This is a genomic window from Ruminiclostridium josui JCM 17888 (assembly GCF_000526495.1).
GTDB classification, from domain to species: Bacteria; Bacillota; Clostridia; order Acetivibrionales; family DSM-1351; genus Ruminiclostridium; species Ruminiclostridium josui.
Genome location: NZ_JAGE01000001.1, coordinates 2,330,651 through 2,349,430 on the forward strand (window position 1 = coordinate 2,330,651; position 18,780 = coordinate 2,349,430).

At 35.5% G+C, this 18,780-nt stretch carries 10 protein-coding genes; all 10 read left to right on the top strand.

Annotated elements, in window-relative coordinates; genetic code table 11:
* Positions 1 to 217 precede the first annotated feature (217 nt).
* Entirely contained in the window at positions 218 to 1,450 is a 1,233-nt protein-coding gene (gene fabD, locus K412_RS0110870; RefSeq protein WP_024833138.1) for an ACP S-malonyltransferase, read from the top strand.
* 93 nt (positions 1,451 to 1,543) lie between these two features.
* Positions 1,544 to 6,250, top strand: coding sequence for an SDR family NAD(P)-dependent oxidoreductase (locus tag K412_RS0110875; RefSeq protein WP_024833139.1), 4,707 nt, complete (start codon positions 1,544 to 1,546; stop codon positions 6,248 to 6,250).
* Positions 6,251 to 6,268: 18 nt separating this feature from the next.
* On the top strand, positions 6,269 to 11,110 hold the full coding sequence (locus tag K412_RS0110880; protein ID WP_024833140.1) for an SDR family NAD(P)-dependent oxidoreductase: 4,842 nt from the start codon (positions 6,269 to 6,271) through the stop codon (positions 11,108 to 11,110).
* 37 nt (positions 11,111 to 11,147) lie between these two features.
* The gene (locus K412_RS0110885; RefSeq protein ID WP_024833141.1) at positions 11,148 to 12,110 is read left to right on the top strand and encodes an ACP S-malonyltransferase; all 963 of its coding nucleotides are present in this window, start codon (positions 11,148 to 11,150) and stop codon (positions 12,108 to 12,110) included.
* 17 nt (positions 12,111 to 12,127) lie between these two features.
* The gene (locus K412_RS0110890; protein ID WP_024833142.1) at positions 12,128 to 14,038 is read left to right on the top strand and encodes a beta-ketoacyl synthase N-terminal-like domain-containing protein; all 1,911 of its coding nucleotides are present in this window, start codon (positions 12,128 to 12,130) and stop codon (positions 14,036 to 14,038) included.
* Between the two features lie 196 nt (positions 14,039 to 14,234).
* Positions 14,235 to 14,567: a PadR family transcriptional regulator gene (locus K412_RS0110895; protein ID WP_024833143.1), complete on the top strand. Its 333-nt coding sequence runs from the start codon at positions 14,235 to 14,237 to the stop codon at positions 14,565 to 14,567.
* Positions 14,557 to 15,525: an HAAS signaling domain-containing protein gene (locus K412_RS0110900; RefSeq protein ID WP_024833144.1), complete on the top strand. Its 969-nt coding sequence runs from the start codon at positions 14,557 to 14,559 to the stop codon at positions 15,523 to 15,525. The genes K412_RS0110895 and K412_RS0110900 overlap by 11 nt, the downstream gene beginning before the upstream one ends.
* Positions 15,526 to 15,545: 20 nt before the next feature.
* Complete coding sequence (locus K412_RS0110905; protein ID WP_024833145.1) at positions 15,546 to 16,475, top strand: ABC transporter ATP-binding protein; 930 nt, start codon at positions 15,546 to 15,548, stop codon at positions 16,473 to 16,475.
* Positions 16,476 to 16,492: 17 nt separating this feature from the next.
* Positions 16,493 to 17,620: an ABC transporter permease gene (locus tag K412_RS0110910; RefSeq protein WP_024833146.1), complete on the top strand. Its 1,128-nt coding sequence runs from the start codon at positions 16,493 to 16,495 to the stop codon at positions 17,618 to 17,620.
* Positions 17,617 to 18,735 carry an ABC transporter permease gene (locus K412_RS0110915; RefSeq protein WP_024833147.1) on the top strand — a complete coding sequence of 373 codons (1,119 nt, stop codon included), beginning with the start codon at positions 17,617 to 17,619 and terminating at the stop codon, positions 18,733 to 18,735. The genes K412_RS0110910 and K412_RS0110915 overlap by 4 nt, the downstream gene beginning before the upstream one ends.
* Positions 18,736 to 18,780: the final 45 nt, after the last annotated feature.

Consider the following 18,780-nt stretch of genomic DNA (forward strand, 5'->3'; position numbering starts at 1 on the left):
GGTTAAAATATATAATTAAATTTTTATATTCAAACATAATAAGTTTACTGAAATTAACAGAAATCTTTTGTGTTAACAGATTAGTATTTTTTCACCTTAAGTGAAAATGTAAAAATAAATCTGAATTAACTGCTTCAAACTTAATATTAATGAAACATTTACTTATTAAGTTATGTAAATGGAGTATTGTAAGTTGAAGCAAAAGAAAGGATAGGATATGTTAAGAAAAGTATTTTTATTTCCGGGACAAGGGTCACAATACGTAGGTATGGGAGAAAAGCTATGCAAACGTTCTGAAATTGCATCAAAAACATTTGATGAAGCAAGTGAAATACTGAATTTCGATTTGAAAAAATTATGTTTCAATGGGGAGCTTACCGAACTTACAAAAACTGAAAATCTTCAGCCCGCAATATTGACTATGAGTGTTGCTTCATTCAGAGCCTTTACTGAGCAATTTGGAGCAAGGGCAGATTATATGGCAGGACACAGCTTGGGAGAAATATCAGCCTTGACGTGTGCTGGAGCAATAGCTTTTGAAGATGCAGTAAAAATAGCCCGTCTAAGAGGAAAGTTCATGCAGGAGGCCGTTGCCGAAAATGTTGGTGCAATGGCTGCAATTCGTAATATAGACAAAGAGTCAATTGAGTTAACGTGCAAACAGGTTGCAGGAGATAAAGATTCAGTCTCTGTTTCCAACTATAATTCCAGAAATCAAATTGTAGTATCCGGCTATAAGGAAGATGTGCTGAAGGTAACTGAAATCCTGACTAATATGGGCGCCGAAGCCAAAATGCTTCAAGTAAGTGCACCATTTCATTGTCCACTAATGCAGCCGGCTGCAGATAAGTTTAAGACTGAACTGGAGAAATACACATTTAAAGATGTGAGATATAAAGTCATTTCTAATGTTACTGCTCGACCTTATGAAGGAAAGGAATCAATTATAGAAAATCTTGTAAAGCAGATTGTAAGCCCTGTTCAATGGATTGAGTCCATGTTATACCTACGTAGAAAAACAGTTGAATTAGGGATTGAATTAGGGGCAGGAAGTGTACTTAAAAATCTGATGCTATACAATACACCTTCTATTCGTGTATTTACATATGACAATGATAATGATATTAAGACTTTGGGAGAGATAGATTTAACTAGTAAATACCCATTTTTCTCTAGAGCTATGGGTATAGCTGTGGCAACTCCTAATAAAAATTGGGATAATGAAGAATACCAAAAAGGCGTGGTTGAGCCATACAGAGTAATACAAAAACTCAATGAAAAAGCCGAAAATGAAAATTCAGAGATATCAATTGAAGATATGAAGAAAGCTGTTGATATGTTATTGATGATTCTTAAGACCAAAGGTACATCTGAGGATGAAATCAAAGCAAGAATGGAGCAATTTTTCTGGGATACGGACACAATGGATATGTTCTGTAAGGCTGAGTAAACGTTATAGTAAAATCTCAAAGATTTAAATTTAGATATAAAAAAATCAGCGTAATGTGAGTATGGTTATCGCTAGGGAGAGGAAAAAATATCTATGAATTTAAATGTGGATATGGAAGATTTTATATCAGCTATTAATAGTCAAAATAAATTGGTCCAACAAAAACCCATTTCAACAAATGATATAGCAATAATAGGAATTAGTGCAAAAATTGGTAGTGCTGAAGATGTTAATGAATTCTGGGATTGTATATGTAATGGATACGACTTAATAGATACCTTTCCGCCAGACAGGCAGAGAGATATTGATAGGTATCTTAAGACATGTTTTGGAAAAGAAAGTAGCAGTTTCATTGAGATGGCGTATTTGAAAAATGTGGATTTGTTTGATGCTGGACTGTTTAATATGACTCCTGTGGAGGCAGAATTAATGGATCCGGTACAAAGGATATTTCTTGAGTGTATGCTGGTAGCTGCCGAAGATGCGGGTTATGGCGGCAATAGATTATTCGGATCAAAGACTGGAGTCTATGTTGGCTGCAACAGTAATACAAATGATAATTACTTTTCTATGATATCAGCGCTTTCGCCTTCAAAAATGGGCTTGGCATTAGCGGGGAATTTAAATTCAGTAGTAGCAAGCAGATTCAGCTATTTATTCAATTTAAGAGGCCCCGCAGAAGTGATAGATACTGCGTGCTCATCTTCATTAGTGGCAGTACATACCGCTTGTCAAGCTCTCAGAAGTGGTGAAGTTGATATGGCTTTTGCCGGAGGAATAAAAATCGGTTTGATTCCGAGGACTGTAAGCAATGAAAATGACATAGGAATCACATCTTCTACGGGAAGAACAAAGACCTTTGATGATGAGGCTGATGGAACCGGAGCCGGAGAAGGAGCAGGAGTAGTTCTTTTAAAGCCATTGTACAAGGCGATAGAAGATGGTGATAATATACATGCAGTAATAAAAGGGACTGCAACAAATCAGGACGGAGCCTCTGTAGGCATTACCGCTCCTAATTCACAGGCTCAGACAGATGTGTTGCTGGCAGCATGGGAGGATGCAAAAATAAATCCTCTAACCCTTCAATATATAGAAGCACATGGAACAGCTACTAATCTGGGAGATCCAATAGAGATTGAATCAATTACCAGGGCCTTTCAAAGATATACAGATAGAACCCAATTTTGTGCTATTGGATCAGTAAAAACAAATGTAGGGCATCTTGATTGTGCAGCAGGTATTGCAGGCCTCATTAATGGGGTTATGATGCTTAAAAATAGGAAAATACCGCCTAATATTCATTTTAAGAGCGGAAATCGTAAGATAGACTTTATCAATTCACCTGTTTACATAAATGATAAACTTGATAACTGGGAAAGATGCCAGACACCTAGAAGATGCGGCGTGAGTTCTTTTGGTATAAGCGGCACAAATTGTCACATGGTGCTGGAAGAAGCTCCTGCTGTAATAGAAAGTGAGAAAGAAAGTAATTACCATATTTTAACAATATCTGCAAAGAATAGAAATACAGTTGATAAAATATTAAATAAATATTGCCAATGGGTGAATAGAAATAAGGAAATCTCTTTAAGAGATTTATGCTATACGACAAACGTAGGAAGAGGACACTATAATTGCCGTATGGCCCTTGTAATCAACAATGTGGGCGACTTAAAACCAGAAAGAGCATTTACATATTACGGGGAATTTCAAATTAGTACCAATGGTGAACCACATAATCACGAAGGAAGTATAACTATTCAGCAAAAGGCTGAGTATACTAAAAAGGCTAAAGAAATTGTTAATAACTTAATTTCTGAAAAATCTCAGCAAAAGAAGAAAATATTATTACAGGATTTGGCCTTGCTTTATGTATCGGGTGCAGATGTTGAATGGGATATATTATACAAAGAGCAATGCTGTAAAATATTAAGCATTCCCACCTATCCCTTTGATCATAAGCGATATTGGATAAGTGCTGAAAAGCGTGCTGCAGTGGTTAGTTCCACATCAAAAAAAGAGTATGAAAAAAGAATTCACCCTCTTTTGGATCAATGTCTCGTTGATTCAATGGATATTGTAGTTTTTTCAAAAAATGTACATGTAGATAATTGCTGGGAACTTAAGGAACATGTCATTGGAAGAAACCATGTCTTGCCTGGTACCGCATTTGTGGAAATGATACATAAGGCGGGAAGCAAGTATTTTAAGACAAATAGTATTGAAATAGATGATTTGATGTTCTTAATGCCTTTTTCATGTAATGAAGGAGAGCAAAGAAAAATACAGGTTATAGGAAAGAATGCAAATGATTGTATCGAGATAGGAATTGTCAGTGCTGACGTAAATGAAATTGAAAAAACATGGATTAGCCATGTAACGGCGAAAGTGAGAAAAATTTCTCCTAATGTTGTCCGCAAGTTTGACATAGCTGAAATTATCAAAAGATGTCCGGAGACTTTAGATGTATATTCAAAAGGACATTCGCAAAATGGACATGTTGCTGTTACAGACAGATGGAAAACTAACAGGATGGTTCATTTTAATGAGACCGAATTGATTGCAAAATTTGAACTGTCAAAAGAGTACCATGAAGAATTAAATGACTATTATTTATATCCTCCCTTATTAGATGGCGCAGTTAATATTGGTAATATATTTACAAAAAGTGGGTTTTGCCTCCCTCTGTCATATGGTAACGCAAAGTTTTACAAGCCGCTGCCAGGGGAATTTTACAGCTATCTAAAAGTAAAAAATTTAAAAAACAGCGATGAAATTACAATATTTGATATTTGCATAATATCAAATGAAGGTGAGATTATTGCTGAGATTTTTGATTATATTTTAAAAGAGGTAGATGAGAGGGAGATGAGCAGAGTTAAAGGAGAAATGCTTTACTCAGTAAAGTGGATTGAAAGTCAAAGAATAGAAACTGCTGATAGTAGTTTGTTTGCCGATAAATCCATATTAATGATTAGAAGAGAAAACCAGCAGGATAACAGGATTTATAAGCAAATAAAAACCTTGAATGCAAAAGCTATAATTGATGTAGCTATCTCGGATGAGTACAAGAAGCTCAGTACTGACAGTTATAAAATAAGGTGCTGCGAAGAGGATTTTGGAGAAGTATTTGATTCTTTTTCGGATAGACACATTGACTATGTATTCCACATTGCATCATTGGAAGAAAATAATGAAGATACACTTGAGAATCTCCAACACAGTATTGATATGGGGATGAAAAGTACTTTTGTTTTCTTGCAGAGTATTGCTAAGCATCAGGTCAAAGTAAAAAATATTATGGCGTGTATAGATAATTCAATTACCATAAGTGGTAATGAAGAAGAAATAAAGCCTATGAATAGAGCATTATCAGGAATGCTTAAGTCAGCTTCCAGAGAATTTGATAATATCCAATTCAAAATTATTGATATTGATAAACAAACGGATAGCAGTGTGGTATTGGATGAAGTACTACACGGTGAAGATATGGTTTTGTCAGCATACAGGAGAAATTCCAGGTTTATTGAAGCCTTTTCTGAGCTTGTTCAAAGTGAACGAAGGGAAATTTCAATCAAAAATGATGGAGTATACATAATTACCGGAGGCCTTGGCGGTGTTGGTCTTGTTATTGCAAAGCAGTTGGCTGAAATGAATAGAAACGTAAAGATAGCACTTCTAAACAGAAGCAAGGCTCCACAAGAAGTACTTTCAGAAAAAGATGGCAGGACTATTGGCTCTCTTGAGGAGATTTATGAAATTACAGGAGATAAAAATTTACTGGAAATCATATCCGTGGATATTGCCGACATTGAAAGTCTGAACCGTGAAATATCCTTACTAAGAGAAAAGTATGGAAAAATTAATGGTGTAATTCATTGTGCAGGTGTTGCCGGAAAAGGATTTTTGTTGAGAAAAACATGGGATGAGTTTGAAAATGTTTTAAGACCAAAGATATATGGTACATGGATGGTAGACAAGGTTACTGAAAGTGATGAGCTTGACTTCTTTATCATGTGCTCATCCATTTCATCTATTTTCACATCAAGCGGCCAGAGCGATTATTCAGCAGCCAATTCTTATATAGACAGCTTTGCAGAACTAAGAAGTAAAAGGAATAAGAACACTCTGGCAATAAATTGGACAGGCTGGAAAGAAACCGGTATGGCAGTAGATTACAAGGTTGATCAGGGGGAAAGCTTATTCAAATTTATTGATAATGCAAGGGGACAGGAAGCTTTTGAATTTGCTCTGGGCTCCACACAACAGAGAATTATTATTGGTGAGCCCAACTACGAAATGATTCAAAATAGCAGAAACTTTCTAGATGATTTAATTATTTTTTCAGATAGCATTGAGAACAAGCTAAGGCAATATCAAAATTTGAGTAATGAAGAAGATGATCAAGGGGAAATAAAAATAAGCGTTACAGGTAAAAGCAGCGGTGATATAACACCTACCGAATATCAGGTTGCAAAGGCGGTAGCTAAAACACTCAAATTTGAAGAAGTTAATATATATGATAAATTCTTTGAAATGGGTGGGGATTCTTTACTGGCAGCTTCCTTTAAAAAGGAGCTAGACAAATTATTTCCTAATGTAGTTGATATTACAGATGTGTTTACGTATGTATCCGTTTACGAAATGTCCAAATATATTGACAGTAAAATAAATAAACCAGGACCAGAGGTAACGGAAAATAATAAAGTTCAGACGGATGATGAGTTAAGAGATTTATTAATGAAACTCAACTCCGGCTCCATTGATATTGAAGAAGCGGAGAAAAGGCTGCTATAAATCGGGAGGAGAAAAAATATGAGTAATTTAAAAAAGTACATTTTAGAGCAGGTCGGAAGTAAAAAATTGTCCCAAGATGATGCTTTTAAAATGTTAAAAGAACTCCAGGAGAGCAATTATGCAAAGGATGAAATAGCTATAATTGGTATGGCTTGCAAGCTTCCAGAGGCAGAAAGTCCACAGGAATTCTGGAATAACCTTATAAGTGAGTATAGGTGTTTTATTCCAATGCCTTCTGAAAGGCACGATTTTTATGACCCATTTAGAAATCCTCATTACGCTGAATTTTTAGGAATGAAAGCCATACCAAGACGAACAGAAACAGAGGATACCAGTCTTGTTTCTGTAATTACTGATATTGATAAGTTTGATGCTGCTTTTTTTGGAATTCCTCCCAGAGAGGCAAAATATATTCACCCGGGACAAAGAATATTTCTGCAAACTGCATGGTCTGCCATTGAAGATGCCGGTTATGGAGTAGATACCATACAGGGCAGTAACACAGGTGTGTTTGTGGGTGAAGACCATAATAATACACTTTTATACAAATATATAACAGAACCTGACCAGATGCATTTGACTGGGTCATGGGAAGGAATAATGGCAAGCCGAATAAATTACATATTTAACTTAAGGGGACCTGCTATGGTTTTGGATACAGCATGTTCTTCAGGTTTGGTTGCTATTCATGAGGCAAGTAATGCATTAAAGAACCATGATTGTGAAATGGCTATTGCCGGTGGTATTTCGTTGGGTGGCGGAACAACAGGAACCGGACCTGACGATGAAGATGCCACAGAAGATGCATTAACTGCAGTTGCATCTGATGACGTTGTAAGAGCTTTTGACAAAAAGTGCTCAGGAACTGTTTTCGGAGAAGGATGTATAGCAATTGTATTAAAGCTCTTAAAAAATGCTATAAAAGACGGGGATAATATATATGGTGTAATAAAAGGAAGCGCTCTGAATAATGATGGGGCTTCTAACGGTATTACAGCACCAAATCCTGTTGCCCAAGAAGATGTAATAAAAGAGGCATGGAGTCAGGCGAACATTAATCCCGAGACAATTCAATATGTGGAGGCTCATGGAACAGGTACTCTATTGGGAGATCCTATTGAGGTAAAAGGTCTTACTAATGCTTTTCAAAAATTTACCAATAAAAAGCAATTCTGCGGTCTGGGTTCATTAAAGACTAATATGGGGCATATGGTTGGAGCATCAGGATGTGCGGGTGTAATGAAAGTAGTATTAAGCCTACAAAACAATGTTATTCCTGCAAGCATGTATTTTGAGGAACCAAATCCACACATTAATTTTGTTGAATCACCTATGTTTGTTGTAGACAAACCTATGCCATGGAAGAAAGGGGACTTGCCAAGAAGGGCTGGAGTCAGCTCCTTTGGGTTCAGTGGAACAAATGCACATGCAATCATTGAAGAAGCTCCTGCATTGGAAAAAAGAGATGATATAAAAGACGGAAAGCTTAATGTTATTACCCTTTCAGCAAAAAGCGATACAGCTATAAACAATCTTGTTAAACGGTATCAGAAATTTTTGAGTGACAAGACAGAACTTGATATTAAAGATGCCTGCTATACAGCCAATACAGGTAGAGGGCATTATGAATACAGGATTATAATGCTGATTGATGATTTAAATTCATTAAAAGAAAAAATTGATATTTTAGCAGAACGGGGAATAGCTACTTATGCTGAAGAAAACATCTTTTTTGGTCAGCATAAAATTGTATCGGATAAAAGACAATCCTTGCAGGATAATGAAATCAAAGAAGGAAGTCTACGGGCATTAAATACTGAAGTTGAGCAAATGATGTCAGAGTTATTGAAGGCTGATAAAGATTCCTATAACAGTATGCTTCAAAAAATGTGTACATATTATGTACAGGGTGCCAACATAGACTGGAAAAAGTTGCACTCAGGCAGAAAGAACCGCAGAGTAAGTCTGCCTACATATCCTTTCGACAAAACACATTATTGGGCTGACGTAAAGAAAACGAAAATTACAGGCAGTGTTCAAACAGAAAACAATGAAAAACTGCATTACCTTATCGACGAACTTGTTATCTCCTCAATGAACGAGGATATATACCGTGTTAAGTTGTCTCCTGAAACTCACTGGGTATTGAAAGAACATGTTATCCTTGGAAACAGCACTGTTCCTGGAACAGCATACATAGAGATTGCCAGGGCTATCGGAGAAATTTATTTTAATACTGATGAACTGGAAATCAATAATTTTATTTTTCTGACTCCGCTGGTAGTACCAAATGGTACACAAGTGGAACCCCAGATTATAGTTTCCAAAAAGGATGAGCAAATTCAGATTACAGTAGCTAGCAAGGTTAAGGATGAGAAAAGCGGTGTTGAAAGATGGGTTACACATGCAAAAGGTGAAATAACACAGCACAAAAAGAGCACAGCGGAAATCCTTGACTTTACAGGTGTTATAAGTTCCAAAGAAGCTCAGGAATCACCTACTAATCTTCCTGCTCTTAATGCACAAGGGTTGATGGGACTTGGAGATAGATGGGACAATGTACTCAAAACATACAGACACAAGAATGTGGCAGTGAGTGAAATAAAATTGTCTGACAAATATGCAGAGGATTTAAAGGGATTCAAATACCATACAAGTGTGCTGGATATGGCGGTTAACAGACCGGTTCAGGAATTTACTACCGGAATGTATTTGCCTTATTATTACAAGAAGTTCACTATGTATGCACCTCTGCCTGCACATGTATTTAGTAAGGCTACCCTTTTGGATAAGAACACCCATAATGACGAAACAAAAACATATGATGTTGTTATATCTGATACAAACGGAAAAATTGTAGCCGAAATAGAAGGTTATGTTGTTAAAAAGGTAAATGCACTTAATGATTACGTAGCAAATTCATTCTATGGAATAGATTGGGTGGAAACTGACAGTGACATTAATTTGAGAGATACCGGAAAACAAGTTCTATTATTCAAAGGAAACAGTGATTTATCCCAAAAGGTTGAAGCTAAACTTAGAGAGAGTGCACAAAACCTTGTTACTGTTGAGTTTGGCAATGAGTTCAAGAAAGTAAATGCAAACCAATACATAGTTGGAGAGCAGGAAGAAGATTACGATATGCTTATGAAGGAGTTATCTTCTGATGGTATTACTGACATAATTCATATGGGAACTGTAGATTTTGACATTTCGGACAGTAAAATTGAGGACTACCAAATGGCTCAGAACAACAGTATCTATAGTCTGCTGTTTACTTCGAGAACTATGCTTAAAAACAAAATAAGTGGAGAGATAAATTTTGTTTTAGTTACTGATAATGCTCAAGAGGTTAACGGTAGTGAAAAGACTATTAAACCGCTGAATGCTGCATTTATATCACTGGCCAAAACAATTGTTATGGAATACCCGAATATCAAGATTAGAAGTATAGATATAGATGAAAGCACTGATATTGAATTGGTCTACAAAGAAATCCACAATGCTGAATATCGCCTGAGAACTGCTTACAGAAATAACATAAGATATAGAGAATGCCTTGTAAAGAGGGACGTTAACAGCTCGGAAGAATCAGTAACTGGAATCAAAATCAAGAATCAGGGAGCATATTTAATTACTGGAGGCACAGGCGGTCTTGGCTTGGAAGTTGCCAGATATCTGGCTATGAAAAATAAAACAAATATTTGTCTTGTATCAAGAAAGGAGCTTCCTTCTAGAGATACCTGGAGTAATATATTGCAAGAAGCTTCGGATAAAAAACTATGCAAGATAATAAGCAAAATCCAAGAGATAGAAGAACAAGGATCTGTTGTTTCAACATATAGCTCCGATACAAGTGATAAATCTAAAATGGAGGAAATCTCCAAAGACATAATAAAGAAATTTGGGAAAATAAACGGTATTTTCCATTGTGCAGGTATTGCAGGAGATGGCTTCTTGTTCAATAAAAAAGTGGAAGTATTCTCTAATGTATTAAATCCTAAAATAGCTGGAACAAAGGTTCTAGAGCATATAACCGAAGGTCAGGATCTGGATTTCCTAATCTTGTTCTCCTCTATGACTACGTTTTTCAGCGCCCCCGGCCAAGGTGACTACACGGTAGCAAATGCATATCTTGATGCATATGCCCAATACAGAAACAAAATGGGCAAGAGGACCTTTGCTATTAATTGGTCTGGTTGGAGTGAAACTGGTATGGCAGTTGATTACAACATAGCAAATGCAGTTACGTTGTTTAAATCAATTCCTACCAATAGAGCACTTTCTGCATTGGATACAATAATCAACACTGGTATTTCAAATGTAATTCCAGGAGAAATTGATTACGATATTCTGGCATCGTTGGTAGATGCTATGCCAATGCTGTTATCCGAAGAATTTACCAAGGCATTATCTAGAAGAAAGAAAAACAGTGAGGTTAAGACTGGCAAGGCGACTTCTTATGAATCCCTGCAATCAAGAGAAATAGTTATACTTGGAAAGCCCACTGACGAGCTCACTGAGTCTGAAATCAAACTGGCACAAATATACTCAGCTGTATTGGAACTTAACGAGATTGATATTTATGACAGCTTCAATGCAATGGGCGGTGATTCTATTATTGCAACAGAAGTATTCAAAATATTAAATCACTATTATCCAGGGTTATTAGAGGTTTCAGATATGTTTGTTTATCCAACAGTTGCTGAGATGGCGGAATACGTGGATAGCAAACTGCTTAGTAGCGGACCTTCAGTATTGGAGCAGAATGAAAATGTGGATGACATGCTGGAGAAATTTGAAGAGGGAGAAATCGAAGTAGAAGATATGATTCAATTCTTTGAATCAGAGGATGAGTAATAATCATACCCGATAATAAGAACAGGAAGGAAAACCTATGGAAAAACTAGGAGTTATTTTTCCGGGAACGGCATCGTTTTACGCCGGAATGGGAAAAGAATTGTATATAAATTACCCCATTGCAATGGAAACATACAGGGAAATAGAATCGCTTACCGGGTGCAATTTAACCGACAGGCTCTTTGACAGTTACTGCTGTGAAGGGTTTACATTAAAGGAAAAGAGACTATCTCTGTTAGCTGCTGAGATCATAGGTTTCAAGTTATGGCAGGAGAAATATAGAATTTGCCCTGAATGTTTTGTTGCAGAGGGTTTGGGGATTGTTCCGGCACTGGTATGTGCCGGAGCAATCACTATAAATGATGCTGTATGCATTATTCAGAATACATGTAATGTGGAAAAATTTATATTCAAAAACCCAGAATATCCAATACTTTGTAAAGCTAATGGATACAAAGAGTTTAAAAAGGAAGATATTCCATGCATCGTAAAAAAGAGTTTAGATTTCGAAAGTTTGAATATAAAAGAGTGTACGACTGTATTAGTAAATCGACAAATAGATTGTTTATTGGAAATAGGACCTGATAACCGTTTATTTAAAGAATTCAGTGTTATGCCCCAAAAAATTATTTATGGTTACTTTGATACAATGAAGGACCGTAACTATACACTTGAGAATATGGGCTTCAGAAAATTCTTCAATATGAAGTATGTTATTATGAGGCTGCTTGGTATAGCTGCATCAACACAGAACTTCAATACAGACTATTCAAGTTATGAGGCGGAAGTAGTAATAAATTACGGAAAACTCAAGGATTTATGCGGCAGGCTTGAAAATACCGGAGTTGAAGTATCGAAGGAAGATGTTTGTGAAGCTGTAAAGTTGTTAAATAGTATTCTAGTGTATAAGCAGGTACCAGCGGAAGAAATAGAGGAACGTTATAGAATGCTTACTGAAGAAACGCTAATTTGTATCAATGATTATATTGATATGAATTAATAACTCAGGAGAATATTATGATTGACGAGAAGAAATTAAGTAAGTACATATTAAATGAATTGAAAAACGGAAATATAACAAAGGGAACAGCTATAGAACTGGTAAAGCAGATAAACTATACAGATCCTCAGGACAGTGAAGTAGCTGTGGTAGGGATTGGCTGCAGATTTAGAGAGGCTGATGATTATGAATCTTTTTGGAATTTAATTGTAAATAAGAGAACTGCAGTGGATAGATGTGCTAAAAAAAGGGTTCATTCAATGGAAAAAATCCTGCCAGAAGGGATTATGGATGATGTTACAACCCATAGTAAAGGCTCCTATATCAATAACCTATTTGATTTTGATTATCAGCTATTTGATCTTACCTTTGAAAATGCAATGATAATGGCTCCCAGTCAAAGGATTATGCTAGAGGTTGCATATAGAACTCTTGAAGATGCAGGCTATCTGGGTGAAAGATTAGAAGAAAATATGACAGGAGTTTATATAGGCAATAATTTTACCTCGGAATTATTGATTTCACACGCTTCCATAGTTGCACAAGCTGGAGTCGGGGGATTTGAGTCCATTATGTACAATTGGTCCAGCGGTTTGGCCACAAGGATATCAAAGCAATTTGACCTGAAAGGACCATCTTATGTCATTGATTTAAGTTGTGCTTCTTCTTCACTTGCCATATTTAATGCGTATAAGGCAATATTGGACAAGCAATGTGACTCGGCAATTGCAGGTGGGATAAATATAATTCTGAAACCCAATATCCGTATACCGGGAACCGATGATAAGATTTTCGAACACGGAAATGATGTTATTCAAAGAGATTATGATGATAATCCGGGTGGCGTTTACCACGGTGAGGCGGCAGCAGCACTTTTCTTGAAACCGTTAAAAAAGGCTATTGCAGATGGAGACAGGATTCATGCTGTACTTAAAGGTGGGAGCATTAACAATAATGGAAAAGAGTGTGATTTTAACGGCAGTAGCGTCGCTGCAATTAAAAATGTTTTACTCAGTGCGGTTAAAAAAACAGGAATCAATATTGAAGATGTTGGTTGCTTTGATGGGGAAGGCTCTTCTGACAGACATGAGGAAATGATACAGACCACCGGACTGAGTGAGGGAATTAAGATGCTTACTAATAAGAGGCAATATTGTGCAATAGGAAGTGTACCACCCAATATAGGGTATATACAGGCTGCAATGGGAGCTTTCTGCGCTATTAAGGGTATTTTGTCTATGAAGCATAATATAATCCCACCTGTATACCACTTTATTAAACCAACTTCTTTGCTTAATTTTGCTAGTACTCCCTTTTATGTGAATGATTTTCCTGTTAAATGGGAAAAACGTCCTGATACTAAACGATATTCAGGCATATATTCATTTGGATACGGTGGAAATAATATAGTTACATTTTTCCAGGAAGCACCGGAATCTGAAATATTAGAAGAATCCCATGAAGATGAATTATTTATTTTGACAGCTAAATCAGACTATTCCTTCAATAAAAATATTGATTCTTATATTGAGTTTTTAAAAGCAGAAACAAATAACCGCATAGTTGATATTTGCTATACTGCAAGTGTGGGTAGAGCTATTTACCTAAACTACAGGCTAGCAATAGTTGCAAACAGTTGTGAGGATTTGTATTTAAAACTAAAGGCTTTTAAAGAAGGAAAGATTCTTGATAAAGTTTATTACCAGTGTAATGAACAAGCTAATACAAGGTCAGCAAGACCAGATATGAGATTTGAATCTTTACTTAAAGATAGAGATTTAGATATTTTGGCCAAGGAATTTTGTAAGGGAAGTAATATGAGTTTCAGTAAATTATACGAAACAAAAAAAGTTAGGATATGTACCTTGCCCAATTATGCTTTTGATAGAAAAAGATGCTGCATACTTGACCAATATAAGAAAAAATAAATCCAATAAGTGTATTACGAGTATTAATTTGAGCACATACCCTTTTAATAGTTTAGTTGACATATATTTCATATAATAATATAATATGTTATATACTACTGTGTCATACACAATAGTATATAGTACAAAACATTTTGTAATATGAAATACTTTAAGGCACCTAGAGGGTGTTGATTAAAGGGAAAGAGGGGGTAATTTGGACGCGAAACTTATTAGTGAAATGAACAGGGGCTATGTGCAGTTGATAGTTTTGGAATGCCTTTGTGAACCAATTCATGGCTATGGGCTCATCAAAAAGTTAAAAGATATTGGGTATGATTCGATAGAAGCAAATACTCTATATCCATTATTGTGCCGATTTGAGAAAAACGGCTGGGCAAGTGGCGAATGGACAATTAACGATGGTCAGCCACAGAAAAAGTACACTATTACAGCTGAAGGGATAAGTGTACGAAAGCAGTTAAATGAAATATGGAAAAAGCAATGTAATATCATGATGAAAGTAAAGGGGAGAATGTATGACGAATAATTTAAAAACCTATTTGAATGAAATCAGTCAATATCTTTACACAAATAATTCAAAGGACAAAGAAGATATTTTGAAAGAGATTGAGGCGTATATTCTTGAAGAAACCAAAAATACCTATCAGAAAGTAACGGAAGATGGAATCCTTAAAGTAACAAAAGATTTCGGCTCTCCAAGAGAGGTAGCAAAAAGGTATATGCATGAACTCCAAGAGAATACAATCCCCAGGAAAAGATTTTTTATGATGCTTCTGAGTATAGTATTTGCAATTCACTCAAGCATTTATATGTTTCTAATGATTTATAATATTGATACTTTGGCTTTTGACAATTCATATACTGCTAATGTACAGCTTCTTTTACAAATATTAAGTATATTTGTTGTCTTGCTAATGGACACTCTTTTGTTACTGCCTATTACAGCTTATATATTTAAAAAGAAGTCTAACATTAAGTTCTTCAAATTTGCAAATGACAGTGACGAGAGTTCTAGTTTATCGGATATTAGTTTTTTCCGTCCCAAGCAAAAAAAAGATAATATCATTATGACGGTGGTCAGCATAGTTGTATTTGCTGTAGAGTTAGTAGTTTATGCAAAATATAATACGCTGTTTGTTATATCTTCATTAAAGGATTCCAATGTAATTCTTGCCGACAGTGTAATATGCAAGGCTGTTTCTATAGCAATTATAGTAGTAACGGGAATTCATTTTATCAACTACCTCTTTAAAGCATTATCAGGAAAAATCTCAGGAGAGATTTTATTGACAACCATTAGATTCATATTATTATGGGCTGCTATAAACGTCATAACATTTTACCGGAATGAGGTTCCGGAATTTAAGGATGCTTTGGAAGGTATGAATTATCTTAATATAGTTATGGTCATAGTGGTTGTTTTGTTTTTGTACAGCTGTATTAGGAACTGTGTAATATCAAATATAAAATATAAGTTAAAATAAAAAGTTTGGAGGGGTATACAGTGGTTTTAAAAGTTGAAAACATGGTTAAGAGTTACAATAAATTAGTTGCAGTAAACGGTATAAGCTTGCAGGTTAATGAAGGGGACATCTTAGGATTGCTTGGACCCAATGGTGCAGGTAAGTCAACATTTATCAATGCGATTTTGGGACTTACAAAAGTTGATGAAGGAACCATAGAGATTTTCGGTAATAAAATTTCAAGGGCTGCTAAAAAGAAAATTGGTTTTGTGCCTCAGGAGATTGCTATATGTTATGAGCTTAATGCATATGACAATGTTGTATTCTTTGGAAAATTATATGGCCTAAGAGGAGCGAAGTTGAAGGAAGCAGTAAAAAAATCATTGGAGTTCACCGGACTTTGGGACAGAAGAAAGGAAAATCCAAAAAAATTCTCAGGGGGAATGCAAAGACGTTTAAATATTGCATGTGCTATTGTACATGAACCTGAACTTTTGATAATGGATGAACCGACAGTAGGTGTTGACCCGCAATCAAGAAATAATATCCTGGAAACAATTAAAATACTCAATGAAAATGGGACAACAGTCATTTATACTTCCCACTACATGGAAGAAATAGAAGAAATATGTACAAAAGTAGCGATTATTGACTTAGGAAAGCTTATTGCAGAAGGAACAAGCGAGAGTATTAAAAATAGTATTCTAACTGAGAGATTAACAAAATTTGAAGTTGAGGACGACAACAGCAAATGTGAGAATATCATAAAAGACATAGAAGGTGTAATCAGTTGCAAAGTTAATGAAAGTGGCAATGCTCTTCTGGTAAAGTCAAAGAAAGACATCGATAATCTTCCTATTATGATAGAAAAGCTTGTAAAAGGTGGAGTTAAAATCATATCTGTGAATATTGAGCAACCAACATTGGAAGCTGCATTTCTGTCATTAACAGGTAAAACACTAAGAGATTAAGTGATTGGAGGAGAGCAATGAATACATTACATATTGCTTATTATACGATAAAAAGAATCATGCTTGATAAAAGAACCAATATTATGAAAATATTAATTCCGATTGTTGCTATAGTAATATTGGGTGTGGCATTAAAAAGCTCTTTTGAGCTATCAAGCATGGACATTATAAAGGTTGGGTATCTAAATCTTGATAATGGAAAACAGGGAGAGAACCTTGTAAAAATCTTAAAAGAGGATAAATCTATTAAAGAACTTATCAGTCTTGTTCCGGTTGATTCGGTTGACAAAGCCGAGCAAATGATTTCTGACGACAAAATTTCATCCTTCATATTTATTGATAAAGATTATACGAAGCAAATAGAAAGTGGTGAGAAATCAAGTGTTACAATATACTCCAGCAAATATTCCGACTATAAACTGACAGTGGTACAGAACATTATGGATTCTTATGTCAATATTGTTAACACAAATATAGCGGTTGCTATGGTAACGGGTAAACCTGCAGAATACGATTCTTCTTCCAGTATTAATGAAATACCAATTTCCATAGACGGTAACAGACCAAAGGCTATTGACTATTATGCAGTCACGATACTTGTTCTGTCCCTGTTGTCAGGTGCAGCATTTGGATGTGAGCTGGTGGGAGAAGATTACATAGGAGTAATGGGAAAGAGAATAAAAAGTACTCCAGTTAGTCCTGTTCAACAATATGCAGGAAAGATGATTGGAGCATGTCTTTCAAACTTTGCGCAGGGACTTGTAATGGTCTTGTTTACTAAATTTGTTTTAAAGGCTAATTGGGGAAGCAATATATTCTTAATATTGGCTTTCACATTACTAGTGGCAGTATTTGCTACAGCGATAGGTGCTATGCTATGCATAATTTTCAATGATGTAAACCGGGCTGGGGCTTTATCAAGTCTGCTTGTTCCCATATTTACATTTATTGCAGGAGGGTATATAAAAATTGATTTTGGACCTATTAAATACCTTTCACCAAACCAATGGGCACATACTGCGTTTTTCAATACCATTTACAATGGGGATCAGCATCTGGTAGTAACCAATGTTCTTGCACTGCTTATAGCTACCGTTGTTATTTCGACTGTTTCTATTATATTGGCAAGGAGGAGAACAAATTGACAGTATTATTAAGTAATATAAGACGTATTTTCAAAAAGAAATTGAATTTTCTTTTTATGTTGGTTATACCGGTTCTTTTAACTGTTATAGTTGTGGTTGGTTCAACAGGTAATGCGGTATATAAAGTGACTTTGGTGGATAATGACAATACAAAACTGACTCAGTTGTTTTTAGATTTTTTGAAGGATAAAAGTGATAATATTAAGCTGGTAGACTTCAAAGAAGACGAAATAAAAAATGCAGTGATAAATTCCAAAATTGATTGTGGAATTGTAATAAATAAAGACTTCACTAACAATGTCATAAGTGGAAAAGATGATAATGTAGATTTTTACATGCTGGAAGGAACTAACGCAAATGAACCTATAAAGCTGTCAATAAGCAGTTTCTTCAGTGCGGCCAAGACAATAAGCAAATCTGTAAATCAAGATGAAAATCTATTCTATCAATCTATGGATAAATATATCAATGGGTCATTGAAACTAGACAACAAGAAATTTGACGGGGAAGCAGAAAACAGTGAGAGAAAGTCATTATCAATAGGATTTTTTGCAATGGGTCTGATGCTACTTATGATGTCAGCTACAACATTGATAATGAAGGATAAGGAATATAAGACCTTTACAAGAATTATGACAACTCCTGTTTCAGCTAGGAGTTATTTCCTCCAGAATATCATTAGCTTTGCACTTGTGGCCTTTATCCAAATTGTAGTGGTACTGTACATATTATGGAAAGGGTATAACATGGATTTTGGAGAGGTGTTCCCACAATTAATTTTATTATCCATGTTGTTTGCGCTTACCTGCGTTTCTATAGGAATAATAATCTCAAGATATGCAAAAAAGTCATCCCATGTAAATGCAACAGTTACTTTATTGACTATGCCAATGCTTATGTTGGGGGGCTGTCTGTGGCCATTTGATTTCATGCCAGAATCACTACAGAGGATAGGGCAATTGTTACCTACCAGATGGTATATGTTGGCTACAACAAAAATATTTGAGGGAAAGAGTATAGCTGATTGTGCTCTACAGATAGGATTAATGCTTGTCTTTACCCTTGTAATGTTCATATTGACTTTCTTCCGAAAGGTTGATTTGGCAAAGTCCTGATTCACTGACTAATTATATAGTGCCCGTAAGTATTGTATTAATAGA